The sequence below is a fragment of the Pseudomonas sp. NPDC088414 genome (assembly GCF_044753325.1).
Lineage (GTDB): Bacteria > Pseudomonadota > Gammaproteobacteria > Pseudomonadales > Pseudomonadaceae > Aquipseudomonas.
In genome coordinates, this window is the sequence record NZ_JBIVMY010000033.1 from 1 (window position 1) to 18,390 (window position 18,390).

20 protein-coding genes and 1 tRNA gene are annotated in these 18,390 nt (G+C 60.7%); 6 read left to right on the top strand and 15 right to left on the bottom strand.

Features of this window, described 5'->3' with window-relative positions:
* The 5 genes from ACIP8I_RS22255 to ACIP8I_RS22275 form a co-directional block, all read right to left on the bottom strand.
* On the bottom strand, nucleotides 1-536 hold a 536-nt coding region (locus ACIP8I_RS22255; RefSeq protein ID WP_400763987.1), incomplete at its 3' end, for a ribose-phosphate diphosphokinase.
* Nucleotides 537-581: 45 nt separating this feature from the next.
* A tRNA-Gln gene (locus ACIP8I_RS22260) sits at nucleotides 582-656 on the bottom strand.
* Between the two features lie 37 nt (nucleotides 657-693).
* Nucleotides 694-1,545, bottom strand: a complete 852-nt coding sequence (ispE, locus tag ACIP8I_RS22265) for a 4-(cytidine 5'-diphospho)-2-C-methyl-D-erythritol kinase (RefSeq protein WP_400763989.1) — start codon at nucleotides 1,543-1,545, stop codon at nucleotides 694-696.
* 3 nt (nucleotides 1,546-1,548) lie between these two features.
* On the bottom strand, nucleotides 1,549-2,166 hold the full coding sequence (gene lolB / locus ACIP8I_RS22270; protein ID WP_027612237.1) for a lipoprotein insertase outer membrane protein LolB: 618 nt from the start codon (nucleotides 2,164-2,166) through the stop codon (nucleotides 1,549-1,551).
* Nucleotides 2,167-2,169: 3 nt separating this feature from the next.
* On the bottom strand, nucleotides 2,170-3,894 hold the full coding sequence (locus ACIP8I_RS22275; RefSeq protein ID WP_400763992.1) for a tetratricopeptide repeat protein: 1,725 nt from the start codon (nucleotides 3,892-3,894) through the stop codon (nucleotides 2,170-2,172).
* Nucleotides 3,895-4,210: 316 nt separating this feature from the next.
* Here ACIP8I_RS22275 and hemA point away from each other — a divergent pair, with 316 nt between their 5' ends.
* From hemA to ACIP8I_RS22305, 6 genes are all read left to right on the top strand, one after another.
* A complete protein-coding gene (gene hemA / locus ACIP8I_RS22280) occupies nucleotides 4,211-5,497 on the top strand; it encodes a glutamyl-tRNA reductase (RefSeq protein ID WP_027612235.1) in 1,287 nt (428 codons plus the stop codon).
* Nucleotides 5,494-6,576: a peptide chain release factor 1 gene (prfA, locus tag ACIP8I_RS22285; RefSeq protein WP_400763995.1), complete on the top strand. Its 1,083-nt coding sequence runs from the start codon at nucleotides 5,494-5,496 to the stop codon at nucleotides 6,574-6,576. The genes hemA and prfA overlap by 4 nt, the downstream gene beginning before the upstream one ends.
* Nucleotides 6,577-7,407: a peptide chain release factor N(5)-glutamine methyltransferase gene (gene prmC / locus ACIP8I_RS22290; RefSeq protein ID WP_400763998.1), complete on the top strand. Its 831-nt coding sequence runs from the start codon at nucleotides 6,577-6,579 to the stop codon at nucleotides 7,405-7,407.
* On the top strand, nucleotides 7,401-8,156 hold the full coding sequence (locus tag ACIP8I_RS22295; RefSeq protein WP_400764001.1) for a molybdopterin-synthase adenylyltransferase MoeB: 756 nt from the start codon (nucleotides 7,401-7,403) through the stop codon (nucleotides 8,154-8,156). The genes prmC and ACIP8I_RS22295 overlap by 7 nt, the downstream gene beginning before the upstream one ends.
* Nucleotides 8,149-8,940, top strand: coding sequence for a glutamate racemase (murI, locus tag ACIP8I_RS22300; protein WP_400764003.1), 792 nt, complete (start codon nucleotides 8,149-8,151; stop codon nucleotides 8,938-8,940). Before ACIP8I_RS22295 ends, murI begins: the two co-directional genes overlap by 8 nt.
* 112 nt (nucleotides 8,941-9,052) lie before the next feature.
* Complete coding sequence (locus ACIP8I_RS22305; protein ID WP_400764005.1) at nucleotides 9,053-9,571, top strand: acyloxyacyl hydrolase; 519 nt, start codon at nucleotides 9,053-9,055, stop codon at nucleotides 9,569-9,571.
* Between the two features lie 92 nt (nucleotides 9,572-9,663).
* On the opposite strand, the gene ACIP8I_RS22310 is transcribed toward ACIP8I_RS22305, so the two are convergent.
* Genes ACIP8I_RS22310 through ACIP8I_RS22355 form a run of 10 tightly spaced genes read right to left on the bottom strand, consistent with a single transcriptional unit; the run spans nucleotide 9,664 to nucleotide 18,369 of the window.
* Nucleotides 9,664-9,969: a YkgJ family cysteine cluster protein gene (locus tag ACIP8I_RS22310; protein WP_400764008.1), complete on the bottom strand. Its 306-nt coding sequence runs from the start codon at nucleotides 9,967-9,969 to the stop codon at nucleotides 9,664-9,666.
* Nucleotides 9,970-10,022: 53 nt separating this feature from the next.
* Nucleotides 10,023-10,514 (bottom strand): DUF2878 domain-containing protein, encoded by a 492-nt coding sequence (locus tag ACIP8I_RS22315; protein WP_400764010.1) that lies wholly within the window; start codon nucleotides 10,512-10,514, stop codon nucleotides 10,023-10,025.
* Nucleotides 10,507-11,772, bottom strand: coding sequence for a class I SAM-dependent methyltransferase (locus tag ACIP8I_RS22320; RefSeq protein ID WP_400764011.1), 1,266 nt, complete (start codon nucleotides 11,770-11,772; stop codon nucleotides 10,507-10,509). The genes ACIP8I_RS22315 and ACIP8I_RS22320 overlap by 8 nt, the downstream gene beginning before the upstream one ends.
* Complete coding sequence (locus tag ACIP8I_RS22325; protein WP_400764013.1) at nucleotides 11,759-12,574, bottom strand: DUF1365 domain-containing protein; 816 nt, start codon at nucleotides 12,572-12,574, stop codon at nucleotides 11,759-11,761. The genes ACIP8I_RS22320 and ACIP8I_RS22325 overlap by 14 nt, the downstream gene beginning before the upstream one ends.
* Complete coding sequence (locus tag ACIP8I_RS22330) at nucleotides 12,571-13,818, bottom strand: NAD(P)/FAD-dependent oxidoreductase (RefSeq protein WP_400764015.1); 1,248 nt, start codon at nucleotides 13,816-13,818, stop codon at nucleotides 12,571-12,573. Before ACIP8I_RS22330 ends, ACIP8I_RS22325 begins: the two co-directional genes overlap by 4 nt.
* The gene (locus ACIP8I_RS22335; protein WP_400764017.1) at nucleotides 13,815-14,597 is read right to left on the bottom strand and encodes an SDR family NAD(P)-dependent oxidoreductase; all 783 of its coding nucleotides are present in this window, start codon (nucleotides 14,595-14,597) and stop codon (nucleotides 13,815-13,817) included. The genes ACIP8I_RS22330 and ACIP8I_RS22335 overlap by 4 nt, the downstream gene beginning before the upstream one ends.
* Nucleotides 14,594-15,016, bottom strand: coding sequence for a nuclear transport factor 2 family protein (locus ACIP8I_RS22340; protein WP_400764019.1), 423 nt, complete (start codon nucleotides 15,014-15,016; stop codon nucleotides 14,594-14,596). The genes ACIP8I_RS22335 and ACIP8I_RS22340 overlap by 4 nt, the downstream gene beginning before the upstream one ends.
* A complete protein-coding gene (phrB, locus tag ACIP8I_RS22345; RefSeq protein WP_400764021.1) occupies nucleotides 15,009-16,454 on the bottom strand; it encodes a deoxyribodipyrimidine photo-lyase in 1,446 nt (481 codons plus the stop codon). Before phrB ends, ACIP8I_RS22340 begins: the two co-directional genes overlap by 8 nt.
* A gap of 11 nt (nucleotides 16,455-16,465) precedes the next feature.
* Complete coding sequence (locus ACIP8I_RS22350) at nucleotides 16,466-17,407, bottom strand: MerR family transcriptional regulator (RefSeq protein WP_400764023.1); 942 nt, start codon at nucleotides 17,405-17,407, stop codon at nucleotides 16,466-16,468.
* The gene (locus tag ACIP8I_RS22355) at nucleotides 17,407-18,369 is read right to left on the bottom strand and encodes a YbgA family protein (RefSeq protein ID WP_400764025.1); all 963 of its coding nucleotides are present in this window, start codon (nucleotides 18,367-18,369) and stop codon (nucleotides 17,407-17,409) included. Before ACIP8I_RS22355 ends, ACIP8I_RS22350 begins: the two co-directional genes overlap by 1 nt.
* Nucleotides 18,370-18,390 lie beyond the last annotated feature (21 nt).

An 18,390-nucleotide genomic window follows, 5' to 3' on the forward strand; every position in this document is an offset into this window, starting at 1 on the left:
GCCCGTGCACGCACGACGCCACCGATGTCCGGGGACACGATCATCAGGTTTTCGAAGCGCTGATCTTCAATGTCATCCACCAGAACCGGGGAGCCGTAGATGTTATCTACCGGAATATCGAAGAAGCCCTGAATCTGGTCAGCATGCAGATCAACCGTGAGAACACGGTCGATGCCGACTACGGTAAGCATGTCAGCAACGACTTTCGCGCTGATAGCCACACGTGCGGAACGCGGACGGCGATCCTGACGGGCATAACCAAAATAAGGAATAACAGCAGTAATACGAGTAGCCGAGGAGCGGCGGAAGGCATCAGCCATCACTACCAGTTCCATCAGGTTATCGTTGGTCGGAGCGCAAGTCGGCTGAATAATGAAAACGTCTTTACCGCGAACGTTTTCATTGATCTCGGCAGTAATTTCGCCGTCGGAGAACTTGCCGACAGAGATGTCACCGAGAGGGATATGCAGCTGACGTACAACACGCCGAGCCAGATCGGGGTTAGCATTCCCCGTAAAGACCATCATCTTGGACACGCGCAGTACCTAGAGGCTGAGGGTAACCTGGATGAGTATAGAAAATGGCAGGGGCGGCTGGATTCGAACCAACGCATGGCAGGATCAAAACCTGCTGCCTTACCGCTTGGCGACGCCCCTGTATCTGTTGCTTCAAGTGCCTGGCACTTGATTCCTTTTAGAGCAGACTTTGCAGCTTGCGATGCAACATCGAAATGTTGCTTCCTTTTGCTACAAACCCTGTAAGGGTCTCTGTCAGAAGGGCCGAGACTTTATCAGCTTCAGCTTTGCTTGGGAAGCCCCCAAACACACAACTTCCAGTTCCGGTGAGTTTTGCTTCGGTAAATTTACCTAACAAATCCAATGCGTTACGTACCGCTGGATAACGCCTTGCAACCACCGGCAAGCAGTCATTTCGACTGTTTCCCTCGGGAACGGGGCGCACTTTAATGGGCGGCGTGTTACGTGTCAACAAAGGATCGGAAAAAATTTCTGCCGTACTAACAGAGACTTGCGGCACGAGCACCAGATACCACGGTTCTTCGGGGTCGACCGGGGTCAGTTTCTCGCCCACGCCTTCGGCAAATGCCGCATGGCCACGGACGAAAACCGGCACGTCAGCGCCAAGCGCCAGCCCCAGCGCGGCGAGGCGATCTTCATCCCAGCCCAGTTGCCACAAGTGATTGAGGCCGAGCAGGGTGGTCGCCGCGTTGGAGCTGCCGCCACCGATGCCGCCGCCCATGGGCAGCACCTTGTCGATCCAGATGTCGATACCGAGTGTGCAGCCGGACTGTTGCTGCAGCATTTTCGCTGCGCGCACGATCAGGTTGCTGTCGTGGGGCACGCCGGCGAATTCGGTGTGCAACTGAATCACGCCGTCATCGCGCACGGCGAAGGTGATTTCGTCGCCGTAATCGACAAACTGAAACAACGTCTGCAGTTCGTGATAGCCGTCTGCCCGGCGACCGAGAATGTGCAGCATCAGGTTGAGCTTGGCCGGCGAGGGCAGCGTCAAACGTGGAGCGGTCATGCTTTATTGCCCCAATTTACGCGGTTGCCAGGTCTTGATCACCAGCGTCACGTCCAGATCGGTGCCGTGCAGCTTGATTCGCTCGGGCAGCCAGTAACCGTTTTGCTCGGCGTAGCTGAGGTACTCGACCTTCCAGCCGTCCTGTTCCAGATTGGCCAGGCGACTGTCGTTATCCAGGGTCAGGCGGCTCTTGCTGCTGGGTGCCGGCAGGCCACGGACCCACCAGGCCAGATTCGATACCGGCAATTTCCAGCCGAGTTGCTCTTCGAGCAGCGCTTCCGGCGACTCGGAGTCATAGCGACCCTGATTGGCGACTTCCAGCGAGACCTTGCCCGGGCGCCCGGTCAGACGTGCCGCGCCACGACCCAGCGGGCCGGACAGGCGAATGTCGTAGTAGTCCTGGCGTTGCAGCCAGAACAGCGTGCCGCTGCCGGAATCTTTCGGTGCGCGAATGCCGATCTTGCCGTCGATCTGCCAGCCGTCGAGGCCGGCCAGCTGTTGTTTGTTCGCGGCCCACTGAGCCGGACTGCCGTGGCCCTCGACCGATTCGCGAGCGCCGAAACCCGCGCAACCGGCGAGCAGGGCGATGAAGCTGAAAACAATAACGTGGCGCAAAAACATGAGTTAAAGAGTCTCGGATCCGGTCAGGCGCTTGATGGTGCTGCGCAGGATGGTGCTGTCGGGCTGATCTTTGAGGTACTTGCCCCAGACCTGTTTGGCTTCGCGCTGGTTGCCCTTGACCCACAGAACTTCGCCCAGGTGCGCGGCGACTTCGTGGTCCGGGAAACGCTCAAGCGCCTGACGCAGATATTTCTCGGCGTCGTCCAGATTGCCCATGCGGAAATTCACCCAGCCGAGGCTGTCGAGTACCGCCGGGTCTTCCGGGTTGATCTGGTGCGCCTGTTCGATCAGCGCCTTGGCTTCAGCGTAGCGGGTGGTGCGATCGGACAGGGTGTAGCCCAGCGCATTGAGCGCCATGGCGTTGTCCGGGTCGCGCTTGATGATCAGGCGCAGGTCTTTTTCCATCTGTGCCAGATCATTGCGTTTTTCCGCAAGCATGGCCCGGGTGTAGAGCAGATTCAGATCGTCCGGGTATTGCTGCAAGGCTTTATCCAGCGTTTTCCAGGCCTTGTCGTCCTGCTTGTTGGCCGACAGGGTTTCGGATTCGATCAGGTACAGCTGGATCGCGTAATCCGGCTGGGCATCGCGCTCGGCCGCCAGTTTGCTCTGGGCTTCGGCGGTCTTGCCGTTGTTCATCAGAATATCGGCCTGACGCAGTTGCGCCGGCAGATAATCGTTGCCCGGGCCGACCTGGGCGTATTCGATCAGCGCGCCCTGCGGGTCGTTGCGCTCTTCAGCGATGCGGCCGAGGTTCAGGTGCGCCGAGTCGACATGGCTTTCACGAGCGATCAGGTCTTCCAGATAACCCTTGGCCTCGTCCCAGGCCTTGGCTTCCAGGCACACCAATGCCAGCGAATAACGCAGTTCGTCGTCTTCCGGATATTGCTGAACCAGGGTGGAGAACTCGACCTTGGCGTCGTCCATGCGGTCCTGTTCGACCAGCGTGCGCGCATAAGTCAGGCGCAGACGCTTGTCGTCCGGGTATTTCTTGATGCTTTTCTGCAACAGCGGCAGGGCTTCGTCGCCACGATTCAGGGTTTGCAGCAGACGCGCGCGCAGCAGGATCGGAGCAATCTCGCCTTCTTCCGGCGGGTTGTCTTCGAGCAGGGTCAGGGCGGCCTTATTGTCGCCGTCCTGTTGCAGCAGCAGGGCCTTGCCGAAAATCAGCTGGCTGTTCTTCGGGTGGCGCTGCAGCAGACGGTCGAAACTTTTCATCAGGCCGTTGCGGGTTTCCTGATCGGTATCGGCCGCCGACAGGGCGAGGAAGTCGAAATGGGTGTCACCCTTGCCTTGCAGGACTTTCTCCATATAGACCATGGAGTCGTCGTAACGCCCGGCGCGGGCCAGTTGTACGGCGGCGGCGCGTTGCGCTTCGAGGTCGTCAGGGGCGTTTTTTGCCCAGATCAGTGCGGTGTCCAGCGCAGGCTGGTCGGCACCGAGGTATTCGGCGATGCGGAACGCGCGCTCGGAAACGCCCGGATCCTGGGTGTTGATCGCCTGGGTCACGTAGTTATCCAGGGCAATGTCGAAACGATTGCGCTGGCCGGCGAGTTCGGCGCTCAGCAGGCTGAAAACGGTTTCCTCGCTGAACGAGCTGTAAACCTTGGGTTTTTCAGGCGTGGACGCGGTGTCTTCGACCGGCGGGGTACCGTCCGGCGAAACGGGTGCCATGGCCTGGCAGCCGCTGAGGAAGACAAAAGCAAGGAGCAACGCGGAAGATCTATTCATATAAGAGAAGGACGACTAACCTGCGGTCGGATCATCATGACACAAGCCTTCGGTCAAACATAACCGCTCAGGCAATTTACGCTGCTCCCCTGTAGGAGCTGCCGCAGGCTGCGATCTTTTGATCCTGTTTTTTTGAATCCGAAGCAAAATCAAAAGATCGCAGCCTGCGGCAGCTCCTACAAGGGTTGTGTGTACATGAACGAGAATGGATCGCAGCACGATGTGGATACAATAAGGGCGATAGATATCCAATAGTTGTTCTGAATCTGACGAAGTAGGACAATTGCCGGCTTCACGTCACCATCAGCGACCTTGAATGGCCTTCCTTGCACTCGGTATTAACCACAAGACTGCTTCAGTAGACGTCCGCGAGCGCGTGGCCTTTACCCCTGAGCAGCTGGTTGAGGCCTTGCAGCAGCTCTGCCGACTCACCGACAGCCGCGAAGCTGCGATCCTCTCCACCTGCAATCGCAGTGAGCTTTATATAGAACAGGATCAGGTTTCCGCTGATCTGGTGCTGCGCTGGCTGGCCGATTATCACCATTTAAGCCTCGATGAGCTGCGCGCGAGTGCTTATGTGCATGAAGATGATGCGGCAGTTCGTCACATGATGCGCGTCGCCTCCGGACTCGACTCGCTGGTGCTGGGCGAACCGCAGATTCTCGGCCAGATGAAATCGGCCTACGCCGTGGCGCGTGAGGCCGGGACCATCGGCCCGCTGCTGGGGCGGCTGTTTCAAGCGACATTCAATGCCGCCAAGCAAGTGCGTACCGACACCGCCATCGGCGAAAACCCGGTGTCCGTGGCGTTTGCCGCGGTCAGTCTGGCCAAACAGATTTTCAGCGACCTGCAACGTAGCCAGGCCCTGCTGATCGGTGCCGGCGAGACCATCACTCTGGTCGCCCGCCATTTGCATGAGCTGGGGGTCAAGCGCATCGTAGTTGCCAACCGTACGCTGGAACGTGCCAGTCTGCTGGCCGAGCAGTTCGGTGCGCATGCGGTGCTGCTCTCGGACATTCCGGCGGAACTTGTGCGCAGCGACATCGTGATCAGTTCGACCGCCAGCCAGCTGCCGATCCTCGGCAAGGGCGCGGTGGAAAGCGCGCTGAAGCAGCGCAAGCACAAGCCGATCTTCATGGTCGACATCGCCGTACCGCGCGACATCGAGCCGGAAGTCGGCGAGCTCGACGACGTTTATCTGTACAGCGTCGACGATCTGCACGAAGTGGTCGCCGAGAACCTCAAGAGTCGTCAGGGCGCAGCCCAGGCGGCGGAAGAGATGGTCTCGGTCGGCGCCGACGATTTCATGGTGCGCCTGCGCGAGCTGGCGGCGGTCGATGTGCTCAAGGCCTATCGGCAACAAAGCGAACGCCTGCGCGACGAGGAGTTGCAAAAAGCCCTGCGCCTGCTGGCCAACGGCGGCAACGCCGAAGACGTGCTCGGGCAGCTGGCCCGTGGCCTGACCAATAAACTGTTGCATGCGCCCAGCGTGCAATTGAAAAAGCTTTCTGCCGAAGGCCGCCTCGATGCGCTGGCCATGGCCCAGGAACTCTTTGCCCTCGAGGGCTCACCGGATAGTTTTTCGGATAAAAAACCGCAATGAAAGCGTCACTGCTCAATAAGCTGGACACCCTCCAGGACCGTTTCGAGGAACTGACCGCGCTGCTCGGCGACGGCGAAGTCATTGCCGATCAGGCCAAATTCCGCGCCTACTCCAAGGAATACGCCGAACTCGAGCCGGTGGTACAGGGCTATAAAAAGCTGCTCAGCGTACAAAGCGATCTTGAAGGCGCTCAGGCCCTGCTCAAGGACAGCGACCCGGACATGCGTGAAATGGCCGTGGAAGAAGTCCGCGAAGCCAAGGAATTGCTGATCAGGCTGGAAGATGATTTGCAGCGCATGTTGCTGCCCAAGGATCCCAATGACGGGCGTAACGTCTTTCTCGAAATTCGCGCCGGTACCGGTGGCGACGAGGCGGCGATCTTCTCCGGCGATCTGTTTCGCATGTACTCGCGTTACGCCGAACGACGTGGCTGGCGTGTGGAGATCCTTTCGGAAAACGAAGGCGAGCACGGTGGCTATAAAGAAGTCATCGCGCGCATTGAAGGCGACAACGTTTACGGCAAGCTGAAATTCGAGTCCGGCGCGCACCGCGTACAGCGCGTACCGGCCACCGAATCCCAGGGCCGTATCCACACCTCGGCCTGCACCGTGGCGGTGTTGCCCGAGCCGGACGAGCGCGAAGCCATCGAGATCAACCCGGCGGATCTGCGTGTCGACACTTACCGTTCCTCCGGGGCCGGTGGTCAGCACGTCAACACCACCGACTCGGCGATCCGCATCACGCACATACCGACCGGCACCGTCGTCGAGTGTCAGGAAGAACGTTCCCAGCACAAGAACCGTGCCCGGGCGATGGCCTGGCTGTCGGCCAAGCTCAACGATCAGCAAACCGCAGCGGCAGCGAATGCCATCGCCAGCGAGCGTAAATTGCTGGTCGGTTCCGGTGACCGTTCCGAGCGCATTCGCACGTACAACTTTGCCCAGGGCCGGGTCACTGACCATCGCGTCAACCTGACCCTGTACTCCCTCGATGAAATCCTCGCCGGTGGCGTTGAAGCGGTGATCGAGCCTTTGCTGGCCGAATACCAGGCCGACCAGCTTGCAGCGATAGGTGAATAAATGACCATCATTGCCAGTCTGTTGCGCGCCGCCGAACTGCCGGACTCGCCCACCGCGCGTCTGGATGCCGAATTGCTCCTGGCTGCGGCACTGGGCAAACCGCGCAGCTTCCTGCACACCTGGCCCGAGCGCATCGTACCCAGCGAAGCGGTGCTGATTTTTACCGAGTACCTGCAACGGCGTCGCGGCGGTGAGCCGGTGGCCTATATTCTCGGTCAGCAGGGGTTCTGGAAGCTCGATCTGGAAGTGGCGCCGCACACGCTGATCCCGCGCCCGGACACCGAGTTGCTGGTCGAGGCCGCGCTGGAGCTGTTGGCGGCAATGCCGGCCAAAGTGCTCGATCTGGGCACCGGCAGCGGCGCAATTGCGTTGGCCCTGGCCAGCGAGCGTCCGGCGTGGAAAGTCACGGCAGTGGATCGCGTGCTGGAAGCCGTGGCCCTGGCTGAACGCAACCGCCAGCGCTTGAACCTTAATAACGCAACGGTGTTGAGCAGCCACTGGTTCAGCGCCCTTGAAGGGCAGCGCTTCAATCTGATCATCAGCAACCCGCCGTATATCGCCGCCGCCGACCCGCATCTGGTCGAGGGTGACGTGCGCTTCGAACCGGCCAGTGCGCTGGTGGCCGGTGTCGATGGGCTTGACGATCTGCGGCTGATCGTCGCCCAGGCCCCGGATCATCTGGAAGCCGGCGGCTGGCTGATGCTCGAACACGGCTATGATCAAGCCGAGGCCGTGCGTGATCTGCTGCTCACTCGCGGTTTCGAAGAAGTTCACAGCCGCACCGATCTGGGCGGTCATCAACGGATCAGCCTGGGGCGCCTGCCGTGCTGAATGATCAGGAATTGCTGCGCTATAGCCGGCAGATTCTGCTGCAACACATCGATATCGATGGGCAATTGAAGCTGAAAGACAGCCGCGTGCTGATCGTCGGCCTCGGCGGTCTCGGTGCGCCCGTCGCGCTGTATCTGGCGGCGGCGGGTGTCGGTGAGTTGCATCTGGCGGATTTCGATACGGTTGACCTGACCAACCTGCAGCGCCAGATCATTCATGACACCGACAGCGTCGGCATGAGCAAGGTCGACTCGGCGCTCAAGCGTCTGGGCGCGATCAATCCCGAGATTCAACTGGTGCCTCATCGTCAGGCGCTGGACGAGGATTCCCTGGCCGCCGCGGTGGCTGCGGTGGATCTGGTGCTCGACTGTTCCGACAATTTCTCCACCCGCGAAGCAGTCAACGCCGCGTGCGTGGCCGCGCGCAAGCCATTGGTCAGCGGCGCGGCGATTCGTCTGGAAGGGCAGTTGTCGGTATTCGACCCGCGCCGCCCGGAAAGTCCGTGCTACCACTGCCTGTACGGGCATGGCAGCGAGGCCGAACTGACGTGCAGCGAGGCCGGTGTGGTCGGGCCGCTCGTGGGGCTGGTCGGCAGCCTGCAGGCGCTTGAAGCGTTGAAGGTGCTGGTCGGTTTTGGTGAGCCGCTGGTGGGGCGTTTGCTGTTGATCGATGCCCTGGGTTCGCGCTTTCGTGAACTGCGGGTCAAGCGCGATCCGGGTTGCAGCGTCTGTGGTTCGCAGCATGCGTGAGGCGCCGATCGCGGTGTTCGATTCCGGTGTCGGCGGTTTGTCGGTACTGGCTGAAATCCAGCGTTTGCTGCCCCATGAGTCGCTGCTGTACTTCGCCGATTGCGGGCACATTCCCTACGGCGAGAAAACCCCGGAGTTCATCCGCCAGCGCTGCAACGTGATGGCCGGATTTTTCCGCGAGCAGGGCGCCAAGGCGCTGGTGATCGCCTGCAACACGGCGACGGTGGCCGCTGTTGCCGATCTGCGCCGGGATTTCCCCGAATGGCCGATTGTCGGCATGGAACCGGCGGTCAAACCGGCTGCTGCCGCGACCCGCAGCGGCGTGGTCGGCGTACTCGCCACCACCGGCACGCTGCAGAGTGCCAAGTTCGCCGCGTTGCTCGACCGCTTCGCCGCTGACGTTCGCGTCATCACCCAGCCTTGCCCCGGTCTGGTGGAACTGATTGAAAGCGGTGATCTGCACAGCGTCGAGTTGCGCAACCTGCTTCAGCATTACGTCGAGCCGCTGCTGGCCAACGGTTGCGACACGATCATTCTCGGCTGCACTCACTATCCGTTTCTCAAGCCGCTGCTCAAGACGATGATTCCCGACAGCATCAGCCTGATCGACACCGGCGCGGCGGTAGCGCGGCAACTGCAACGGTTGCTGGCCGAACGTGATCTGCTCGCCGAGGCGGCGAACCGCCCGGTCAGATTCTGGACCACTGGCGATCCCGCGTTCTTCCGCAAGACCCTGCCCCTGCTGGGCCAAGTTGCCGGCGACGTCGAAAAATTCAGCTTGTAAAAAAAGTGTGAAATAACTAAAAAAACAGCTGAACTTCTAATCACGCGCTAGCTTCTATAGCGATGAGTTATCTAGAAAACCAAACGATCGTTCCGGAAAAGGAAGTTTCAACGTGAAGCGACTATTCTGCTTGGCCGCGATTGCGGCCGCACTGATGGGGCAAAATATTACCGCACAAGCCGCAGGCGTTGAGTTTGCAGTGGGTGCGACCAGCGATTCGACCATGACCTATCGCCTGGGCATGAATTTCGATTGGGACCAGAGCTGGCTGCAAAGTGATGTCGGTCGCGTGACCGGTTACTGGAGCGGCGCTTACACTTACTGGGAGGGTGACAAGACTTCCAGCAACAACAGCCTGTCGTTCTCCCCGGTATTCGTTTACGAGTTTGCCGGTCAGTCGGTCAAGCCGTATGTTGAGGCGGGCATTGGTGTCGCAGCGTTCTCCAACACCAAGTATGAAAGCAACAACATCGGCGGTTCTTTCCAGTTCGAAGACCGTATCGGTTTTGGTCTGCGCTTCAATGGCGGGCATGAAGTGGGGATTCGTGCAACGCACTATTCCAACGCCGGCCTGGCCAGCAGCAACGACGGTGTAGAAAGCTACGCGCTGCATTACACGATGCCGCTGTAAGCAAAATCAAAAGATCGCAGCCTGCGGCAGCTCCTACAGCAAACCCAATCCCCTGTAGGAGCTGCCGCAGGCTGCGATCTTTTTGCTTCTAATCAGCAGTAAGCAGTGGCAATCCCTTTGCGCTCTTCAATGCACTCCGGTGCACCCATCTCGAATTCGCGACAGATCAGCGGGCGTTTCTCGTAGATCGTGCACATCATGCTGTCGCGATCCAGCGCCGCGCACCAGCCGTCGTCCAGACGCAGCATCACTTCACCTCCCCACTCATCGGTATCGATAAAGCGTTCGGGCACGCCGGTGTCGGTGATCAGCATCACTTCGAGCTGGCAACAGCACGCTGCGCAGGTCGAACAGGTGACCGCTGGCTCGGTGATTTGCTGGTGGGGAATGGTTTTCATGGGGCGCAGTGTAAGGCAGCCGCCGGTTGCTGTGTGAAAGGCCTGACAGACGCTCAGTGCGCCAGTCGCCGAGCCATCGCATGCAGCAACGGAAACAGCAGCGCCCAGAGCAGGCCGATGCCGATCAGGGTCGGCAGTTCACCGTAGGGAAATTGCACTCCGGCCAAACGTCCACCGCCGTAATAGGATAGGGCGCCACCCACCGCGCCGAGCACGCTGGCCAGCCACCATGGTCGGGCGCTCCATTGCAGGCAGTGACGCAACGTGGTGGCGAGCAAGGCCCAGAGCAGCATCAGCCACAGCGGAATCAGCGGCGCCGGATCCTGAAAATCAAAAACTCCCGCTGCGCGCAACACGCTGTCCACCGCCGTACCGACAATCACCACGCTGAGGATCAAACGGCCTTCCGCCGCCCAGCTGCTGATCCAGCCCAGATGGATCACCAGCACCACCAGGGCCAGCAGCAACCACAGACTGTTGCCGCCGAGCACACAAGCCAGCCAGCCGACCTGGAACAACACGGCGTTGGTCAGCCGCTCAAGCATCGAAGCGTCCGAGCAACGGCGCGGGCATCGCGGCCGGTTTGGCCAGCAGCAGTTGCGCGGTGCCGATAGTGCGCTCGAGGAACCCGCCTTCGCAGTAGCACAGGTAAAACTCCCACAGCCTGAGGAAATAATCGTCGTAACCCAACTCGCTCAAGCGGCCATGGGCGCGGCGAAAGTTTTCCTGCCATAGGCGCAGGGTGCGGGCGTAGTGCAGGCCGAAGTCTTCCATGTGCAGCAGGTTCATGTCGGTCTCGCGGCTGACCACTTCGAGCATTTTCTGCACGCTGGGCAGGGCGCCGCCGGGGAAGATGTAGCGCTGGATGAAGTCGACGCCGCGCCTGGCCTGCTCGTAACGTTGTTCGCGGATAGTGATTGCCTGCAACAGCATCAGGCCATTGTTCTTGAGCAGGTGCGCGCACTGTTTGAAGTAGGTCGGCAGGAAGCGATGGCCGACCGCTTCGATCATCTCGATCGACACCAGTTTGTCGTACTCGCCGGTGAGGTCGCGGTAGTCCTTGAGCAGCAGGGTCACCCGATCCTGCAACCCCAGTGTCTCAATGCGTTTGGCGGTAAACGCGTACTGCTCTTTCGACAGCGTCGTGGTGGTGACGCGGCAGCCGTAGTGCTGCGCGGCGTAGAGCGCCATGCTGCCCCAACCGGTGCCGATCTCCAGCAGATGATCCTCGGGTTTGAGCGCGAGCTTCTGGCAGATCCGTTCCAGCTTGTTCAGTTGGGCCTGTTCCAGGCTGTCTTCGGGACTGAGGAACTGCGCCGCCGAATACATCATGGTCGGGTCGAGAAACTGTTCGAACAGGTCATTGCCAAGGTCATAGTGCGCCGCGATGTTTTTCTGCGAACCTTTGCGCGTGTTGCGGTTGAGCCAGTGCAGGCCTTGCACCAGCGGCCGGCTGAGGCGGGCCAGACCGCGCTCCATGGCGTCGAGCACGTCGAGGTTGCTGACGAACACGCGCACGACCGCCGTCAGGTCCGGTGAACTCCAGTAACCGTGGATAAACGCTTCGCCGGCGCCAATCGATCCGTTGCCGGCGACCATGCCCCACACCGCCGCGTCCTGCACATGGATTTCGCCGAGCAGGTGGCTGCCCGGCGTGCCGAACATCAGGCGTTCGCCATCCTCGACCACCAGCAACTGCCCGTGTTTGAGCTGACTGAGTTGCCGCAAAACGCCGCGACGCAGCAGCGAACCGGTCAAACCGTTGGTGCTGAGGCGACTGACCGACAGGCTAGAGGATTTCATGGCGGTGTTCCTTGGGAGGCACAGTGGCGATCTGAAAGCTGCCGTCGGCAGCCTGATGGGCAAAAATCGGGGCACGCTTGAGCAACAGGCGCACGGCTTGCCAATAAATCGCCAGGCAGGTTTTCGCGGTCATCCACGGAAAACGTCGCAAGTAGCGGTGCAGGCTGTGGCGGTCGAGGGGGTCGCGCTGCAGATTGAGCGTGGCGTCGAACAGCTTGTGCTCACCCTGCCAGTCGGCCATGTGCACGCCGAGGGTTTGCGCGGCCGGGCTGAAACTCATGCGGTACTCGAGATCGCGCGGCAAAAACGGCGAGACATGAAACGCCTTGGCCACGGCGAAGTGCTGGTGAAAGTCTTGCAGGTTGGTCGGGGGCCGGGCCGGCAGCACGTAGTGATAACGTTCGCGCCACGGCGTGTTGGTGACTTCGCAGAGAATCGCCGCCAGTTGCCCGTCGGCCTCGTGGCAATAAAAGACGCTCACCGGATTGAACGCCAGACCCCAACTGCGCGGTTGGGTCAGCAGGCAGATCGAACCCTGCGGTTGATGGCCGATGGCGACGCCGACTTGCTGGCGCACCGCATCGATCAGGCGCATGCCGCTGCCGGTGAAGGTTTTCAGGTAGTCGGTTTCGCGAAACGAAAACGGCGCAAAGCGGCTGCGACTGGCGAGCGGCGACAGACCGAGCACGGCGTCCTGTTCCGCCAGATCGAGGTACAGCAGACCGATCCGGTAGCGGAATTCGTGGCGTCTGGGCGAAAAGCGCCGATGGCCGATCCAGCCGCTGTACAGGGCGCTGTTCATAAGCTTTCCCCGAAGGTGGCGGCCACGCGCAGGGCGCTGACCACACCGTCCTCATGAAAGCCGTTGGCCCAATAGGCGCCGCAGTAGTGGGTGTGCTGCTGACCGTCGAGTTCGGCCCAGCGGTTCTGCGCCGCCACGGCCGCGAGACTGAATTGCGGGTGGGCGTAGGTGTATCGGGCAAGCACCTTGAACGGGCTGATGCCGGCGCTTTGATTGAGGCTGACGCAGAAAGTGGTGTCGCTCTGAATGCCCTGCAGGATGTTCATGTCGTAAGTCACGGCCGCGTGCGTATGGCCGGCGCCGCTCAAGCGATAGTTCCAGCTGGCCCACGCCAGTTTGCGGGTTGGCAGCAGACGGGTATCGGTATGCAGCACGACTTCGTTATCGGCATAGGGCAGGGCGCCGAGGATCGAGCGTTCCGCCTGGCTTGGCGTGCCGAGCAATTGCAGGGCCTGGTCGCTGTGGCAGGCAAGCACGACTTTGTCGAAACGCTCGATGCCGGCGGCGCTGTGGATAACTACGCCGTGTTCGTCGCGATCGATGCGCGTCACCGGACAACTGAGGCGAATCTTGTCCTGGAAGGCGGCCGTCAGCGGCGCGACATAGGCACTTGAACCGCCCTCGATCACCTGCCATTGCGGGCGATCACTGACTGACAACAGTCCATGATTCTTGAAGAAGCGGACAAAGAATTGCAGCGGAAAATTGAGCATTTCGGCCATCGGCATCGACCAGATCGCCGAGCCCATCGGCACGATGTAATGCAGGATGAAACGTTCGCCATAACCGCCGGCCTTGAGGTAATCGTCGAGCGTGGTATCGGCGGCAATGCGTTGTTCGGCGAGGTCGCGCTGGGCTTCTTTATTGAAGCGCAGAATGTCGCGCAACATGCCCCAGAATCCCGGTGACAGCAGATTGCTGCGCTGGGCGAACAGACTGTTGAGGTTGTTGCCGTTGTATTCCAGGCCGGTGTCCGGGTCGGTGACTGAGAAGCTCATTTGCGTCGGTTTGAACGACACGCCGAGCTGGCCGAGCAAGCGAATGAAATTCGGATAGGTCCAGTCGTTGAACACGATGAACCCAGTGTCCACCGCGTATTCGCGGCCATCGACGGTCACCTGCACGGTGTGCGTGTGGCCGCCGACCCAGTCGCTGGCCTCGAACAGCGTGATGTCGTGTCGGCGATTGAGCAGGTGGGCGCAGGTCAGGCCGGCGATCCCGCTGCCGACAATGGCAATCTTCATACCGGGTCTCGCAGCGGTGGGTTGCTGCGCACCATGCGCTTGCCGATCGCCAGTTGCAGGCGCGCCGGCAGCTTGGACAGTGGCCACAGCGCCGCCATGAACAGTGCGGGAAAGGCGATCTCCAGCGGACGATCCTTGAGCTTGGCGAAGATGTGCCGCGCCGCTTTATCCACAGGCCAGCTTAACGGCATCGGGAAATCGTTTTTCGCGGTCAGCGGGGTTTCGACAAAACCCGGGCTGATGATGGTGACTTCGATGCCCTCGTCCGCCAGATCGATGCGCAGCGATTCAAACAGGTAACGCAGCCCGGCTTTCGACGCGCCATAGGCCTCGGCCCGGGGCAGCGGCAGGTAGGTCACGGAGCTGGCCATGCCGATCAGATGCGGCGCGGTACCTTTGCGCAGCAATGGCAGGGCGGCTTCGATGCAGTAGCTGCTGGCGAGCAGGTTGGTGCGCACCACGTGTTCGATGATCGAGGCATCGAACTGGCGCGCGTCGACGTACTCGCAGGTGCCGGCATTGAGGATCACGCTGTCGAGCGAACCCCAGGCCTGTTCGATCTGCTGGCCGATTTCGCGCACGGTCTGACTGTCGGTCAGGTCGCCCGCGACCACCAGCACTTGCCCCGGATAACGTTGCGAAAGCACCTTGAGCGGTGCCACCTGACGCGAACTGACAGCCAGATGCGCGCCGCTTTTCAGAATGTTTTCCGCCAGAGCAGCGCCGATGCCACTGCTGGCACCGGTCAGCCAATAACGCCGTGGAGTTGTACGACTCATCCCATTCTCCTTTTCAGCCAGGCGATCACCCGGCCCAATACGGGTAAATGTTCATACAGCATGGCCCCGGCATCGAAGTAATCCCGGTGGCGATAAACCTTGTCGCGCCAGAGCAGGTGCGAACACCCGGCGACGCGAATCAAACGACCGCCAGCCAGATGCGGGTGGCGATAACTCATGACCCAGCGCAGGTAACCTTCACCGTCACCGATCTGGTCGAAGCCGTGGAAATCGAAGCGCAGTTCGCTGACGTTGGCGTACAGCTCGCTGAAGTAATCTCGCAGTTGCGCCAGCCCCTGCACTTCATGCAGCGGATCGGTGAAGTGAATGTCATCGCTGTACAGCCCGCTCAGGCGTTGCAAGTTGTCTTTATCCAACCCGGCAAACTGCTGGGCGAAGCGGCGCAGGAATTCACTCATGAGCCTCTCCGATAGACGAGCGCGACGGCAGGTTCTTGAAGGCCGCCAGCGCCCGTTCGCGCGAAGCCCCCAGGTTGACGATTGGCGCCGGATAATCCGCCACGCCGAACAGCCCGCCGGCACTGGCCGGGTTGTGCACTTCCTTCTTGTTCAGGCCGGCCAGTTCAGGCAACCAGTGCTTGATGAACAGGCCTTCGCTGTCGAATTTTTCCGATTGGCTCAACGGATTGAAAATGCGGAAGTACGGCGCCGAATCGGTGCCGGTCGAGGAGCTCCATTGCCAGCCACCGTTGTTCGCCGCCAGATCACCGTCGATCAGGTGACGCATGAAAAAGCGTTCGCCTTCACGCCAGTCGATCAGCAGGTTTTTGGTCAGGAACATCGCCACAATCATCCGCAGCCGGTTGTGCATCCAGCCGGTTTCCAGCAGTTGGCGCACGGCTGCATCGATGATCGGCAAACCGGTGCGCGCCTCTTGCCAGGCCGCCAGATCGTCCGGTGCATCCCGCCAGGCCAGGGCTTCGGTTTCCGGGCGAAACGCGCGGTGGCGCGAAACCCGTGGGTAGCCCACCAGAATGTGTTTGTAGAACTCGCGCCACAGCAGCTCGTTGATCCAAGTCACCGCGCCGACCTTGCCGCTGTCGAACTCGCCCTGATTGCTTTGCAGGGCCGCCTGCAGGCATTGGCGTGGCGAGATCACTCCGGCGGCCAGATAGGCCGAGAGTTGACTGGTGCTGGGTTTGGCCGGGAAGTCGCGTTCGCTCTGGTAGTAATCGATCTGCTCGTCGGCGAAGGTGTCAAGGCGACGCCGGGCTTCCTGTTCACCAGCCGGCCACAGGGCGCGCAATGTCTCGCCAGGTGTTGCAAAACCTTCGACGGATGCCGGCACCGTATCGCTGCCGATAGTCAGCTTCGCTTGCTTGCCGGGCGCTTTTACCAGCGCTGGCATCGAGCGGTGCAGGCGTTCATAGCAGACCTTGCGGAACTGACTGAACACCTGAAAGTAGGTTTCGGTTTTGGTCAGTACCGTACCGGGCTTGAACAGCAGTTGATCAAGATAGCTGTGGAAAGCGATGCCTTTGCTCTTCAGGGCCACGGCCACTGCGGCATCGCGACGGCTTTCGTCAACGCCGTATTCTTCGTTGACGTGCACGGCCTCGATGTTCAGTTGCCGACAAAGCTCAAGCAGCACCGCCGGAGCCTGATCCCAATGGTCGGCGGTACGCAGCAGCAACGGGATGTTCAATGCGCCGAGGCTGGCACTCAATTCACGCAGGTTGCGCAGCCAGAAGTCGACCTTGCACGCGGCGTCGTCATGTTCCAGCCATTGCTGCGGGCTCAACAGATACACGGCAACCGTCGGACCGCGCGCTGCGGCGGCCGCGAGAGCGGTGTTGTCATGTTGGCGCAAGTCGCTGCGCAGCCAGATCAATTGCATCGCGGTTTCCATTAAATCAGCCCACGCTGAACCAGTTCCTGATGCGCCGAGAGCGGGTCTGCGGCCAGGATCAAATCAGCAATCTCAAGAGTTCTTACGGACAACTCGGTCTGGTGGATGCATACCGTTGGTCCGACCAGCAGTTTGGGAACACTGACGCCATTCAGCAGTTTTGGCAGCTGCGCCAGATTCATCGCCTTGCTGGAATACAGCAGCACGCCGCGCGCTTGCAGGTGATCGACCGCCAGCGCCAGTTCTCCGGCCGGTAGCGGCCAGTCGAACACTTGCACCGGGCAGTCGGCACTGCTGATCAGCCACGCGCATAGCCACAGGTGCGGTTCCAGTGGCAGGTCGGAGTGATTGATCAACAGCAGCGGCGCGGTGTGTAACTGTCGATTGTTATGGTAGATGCGCGCGCCGAATTTGCTGCGTAACCACGAATAAAAGAACCCGCGCTCCATCTGCGCACCGAACTGGCCTTGCCAGCGCTGCTCGAGTTCGGCCAGCAGCGGCAGCAGCAATTGCTCGCACAGGGTGCGCGGCGGATACAGCGCCATGGCCTGATTGATGCTGTCGTCGAGGCTGCGTTCGTTGAGGCGGGTGACGGCGTCGAGCAACACCTGGCGCTGGCGCTGCCAGTCGTTTTCCACCGTCTCGGTAAAGGCTTGCGGAGTGTCGAGAAGCGGCTTGACCTGACTGACCGCCACGCCGCGGTTGAGCCAGGTCAGGATGGTCAGGATTCGTTGCACATGTTCGCTGGAATACAGGCGATGGCCCTTGGGCGTGCGTTGCGGCACGATCAACCCGTATCGGCGCTCCCAGGCGCGCAGGGTGATGGCGTTGACGCCGGTCTGCCGCGCTACTTCACGGATCGGCAGCCAGCCTTCGTCGAGGGCTTTCTTGAAGTCGGCACCCAGGTCTTCCTGGGCGCTGGTGTCGAGTTTGTCGTTCATCAAATGGCGTTTCGCAGGCTGAGGTTTTCCGGATGCGGCTGCAGGTAAACCTGCTGCGCAATGTAGGGATCCGGGTGTTGGCGAAAGTGGTGTTTGAGCAAGGTCAACGGCACCACCAGCGGCACGATGCCGTGGCGGTACTGGCCGATCACATGCTGCATTTCCTGTTTGTCTTCAGGGCTGATTGCCTGTTTGAGGTAGCCGCTGATGTGCTGCAGGACATTGCTGTGGGTGCGGCGGGTGGCGCATTTTTTCAACGCGCTCATCAACTCGCTGAAATAGTGCGGGCCGAGGTCGACCGGATCGGTCTTGCCCATGTTGCCCAGCAGTTTGCCCAGGGCTTTGTATTGCTCCGGGTTGTGCGCCATCAGCAGGTATTTGTAGCGCGAGTGGAATTCGGTCAGTGCGCGGCGGCTCAAGCCTTGTTCGAGCACCTGTTGCCAGGCGCTGTAGGCAAGCACGCGGGTGATGAAGTTTTCCCGCAGCACCGGATCGTTCAGGCGCCCGGCTTCTTCCACCGGCAGGTCAGGGTGCTGCGCGCAGAACGCCTGGGCATAGATGCCACGGCCACCACCGTTCACCGGCGCGCCGTTGGCGTGATAGACCTTGACCCGCTCCAGACCGCACGAAGGCGACTGCTGCATGAAGATATAGCCGCAGATATCATCGAGCTCGCCGGCCATTCTCTGGCCGTAGGCGGCCAGCGGTTCGGTGACATTGATGTGCGGATTGACCGTACCGATAGCTTCAGGAGCATCGGGATCGCCGACCAGGCGGATCGGTTCACGGGGGATGCCCAGGCCAATGGCGACTTCGGGGCACACCGGGACGAATTCGAAATGCTCGGCAAGGGTGCGGCTGCACAGCCGTGATTCCTTGTGTCCGCCGTTGTAGCGCACTTCAGCGCCCATCAGGCAGGCGCTGATGGCGATTTTGGGCCGGGAAGCAGAAAGGTCGGACATGCGCACCTCGAATCTATTCCT

Excerpts from the sequence above, each read along its gene's own strand:
- phrB (WP_400764021.1), bottom strand. The coding sequence starts at position 16,454 with ATGCAATTGATCTGGCTGCGCAGCGACTTGCGCCAACATGACAACACC.
- ACIP8I_RS22315 (WP_400764010.1), bottom strand. The coding sequence starts at position 10,514 with ATGCTTGAGCGGCTGACCAACGCCGTGTTGTTCCAGGTCGGCTGGCTG.
- ACIP8I_RS22355 (WP_400764025.1), bottom strand. The coding sequence starts at position 18,369 with ATGTCCGACCTTTCTGCTTCCCGGCCCAAAATCGCCATCAGCGCCTGC.
- murI (WP_400764003.1), top strand. The coding sequence starts at position 8,149 with ATGCGTGAGGCGCCGATCGCGGTGTTCGATTCCGGTGTCGGCGGTTTG.
- ACIP8I_RS22325 (WP_400764013.1), bottom strand. The coding sequence starts at position 12,574 with ATGAACAGCGCCCTGTACAGCGGCTGGATCGGCCATCGGCGCTTTTCG.
- ACIP8I_RS22310 (WP_400764008.1), bottom strand. The coding sequence starts at position 9,969 with ATGAAAACCATTCCCCACCAGCAAATCACCGAGCCAGCGGTCACCTGT.
- ACIP8I_RS22275 (WP_400763992.1), bottom strand. The coding sequence starts at position 3,894 with ATGAATAGATCTTCCGCGTTGCTCCTTGCTTTTGTCTTCCTCAGCGGC.
- prmC (WP_400763998.1), top strand. The coding sequence starts at position 6,577 with ATGACCATCATTGCCAGTCTGTTGCGCGCCGCCGAACTGCCGGACTCG.
- ACIP8I_RS22330 (WP_400764015.1), bottom strand. The coding sequence starts at position 13,818 with ATGAAGATTGCCATTGTCGGCAGCGGGATCGCCGGCCTGACCTGCGCC.
- ACIP8I_RS22335 (WP_400764017.1), bottom strand. The coding sequence starts at position 14,597 with ATGAGTCGTACAACTCCACGGCGTTATTGGCTGACCGGTGCCAGCAGT.
- hemA (WP_027612235.1), top strand. The coding sequence starts at position 4,211 with ATGGCCTTCCTTGCACTCGGTATTAACCACAAGACTGCTTCAGTAGAC.
- lolB (WP_027612237.1), bottom strand. The coding sequence starts at position 2,166 with ATGTTTTTGCGCCACGTTATTGTTTTCAGCTTCATCGCCCTGCTCGCC.
- ACIP8I_RS22350 (WP_400764023.1), bottom strand. The coding sequence starts at position 17,407 with ATGAACGACAAACTCGACACCAGCGCCCAGGAAGACCTGGGTGCCGAC.
- prfA (WP_400763995.1), top strand. The coding sequence starts at position 5,494 with ATGAAAGCGTCACTGCTCAATAAGCTGGACACCCTCCAGGACCGTTTC.
- ACIP8I_RS22340 (WP_400764019.1), bottom strand. The coding sequence starts at position 15,016 with ATGAGTGAATTCCTGCGCCGCTTCGCCCAGCAGTTTGCCGGGTTGGAT.
- ACIP8I_RS22320 (WP_400764011.1), bottom strand. The coding sequence starts at position 11,772 with ATGAAATCCTCTAGCCTGTCGGTCAGTCGCCTCAGCACCAACGGTTTG.
- ispE (WP_400763989.1), bottom strand. The coding sequence starts at position 1,545 with ATGACCGCTCCACGTTTGACGCTGCCCTCGCCGGCCAAGCTCAACCTG.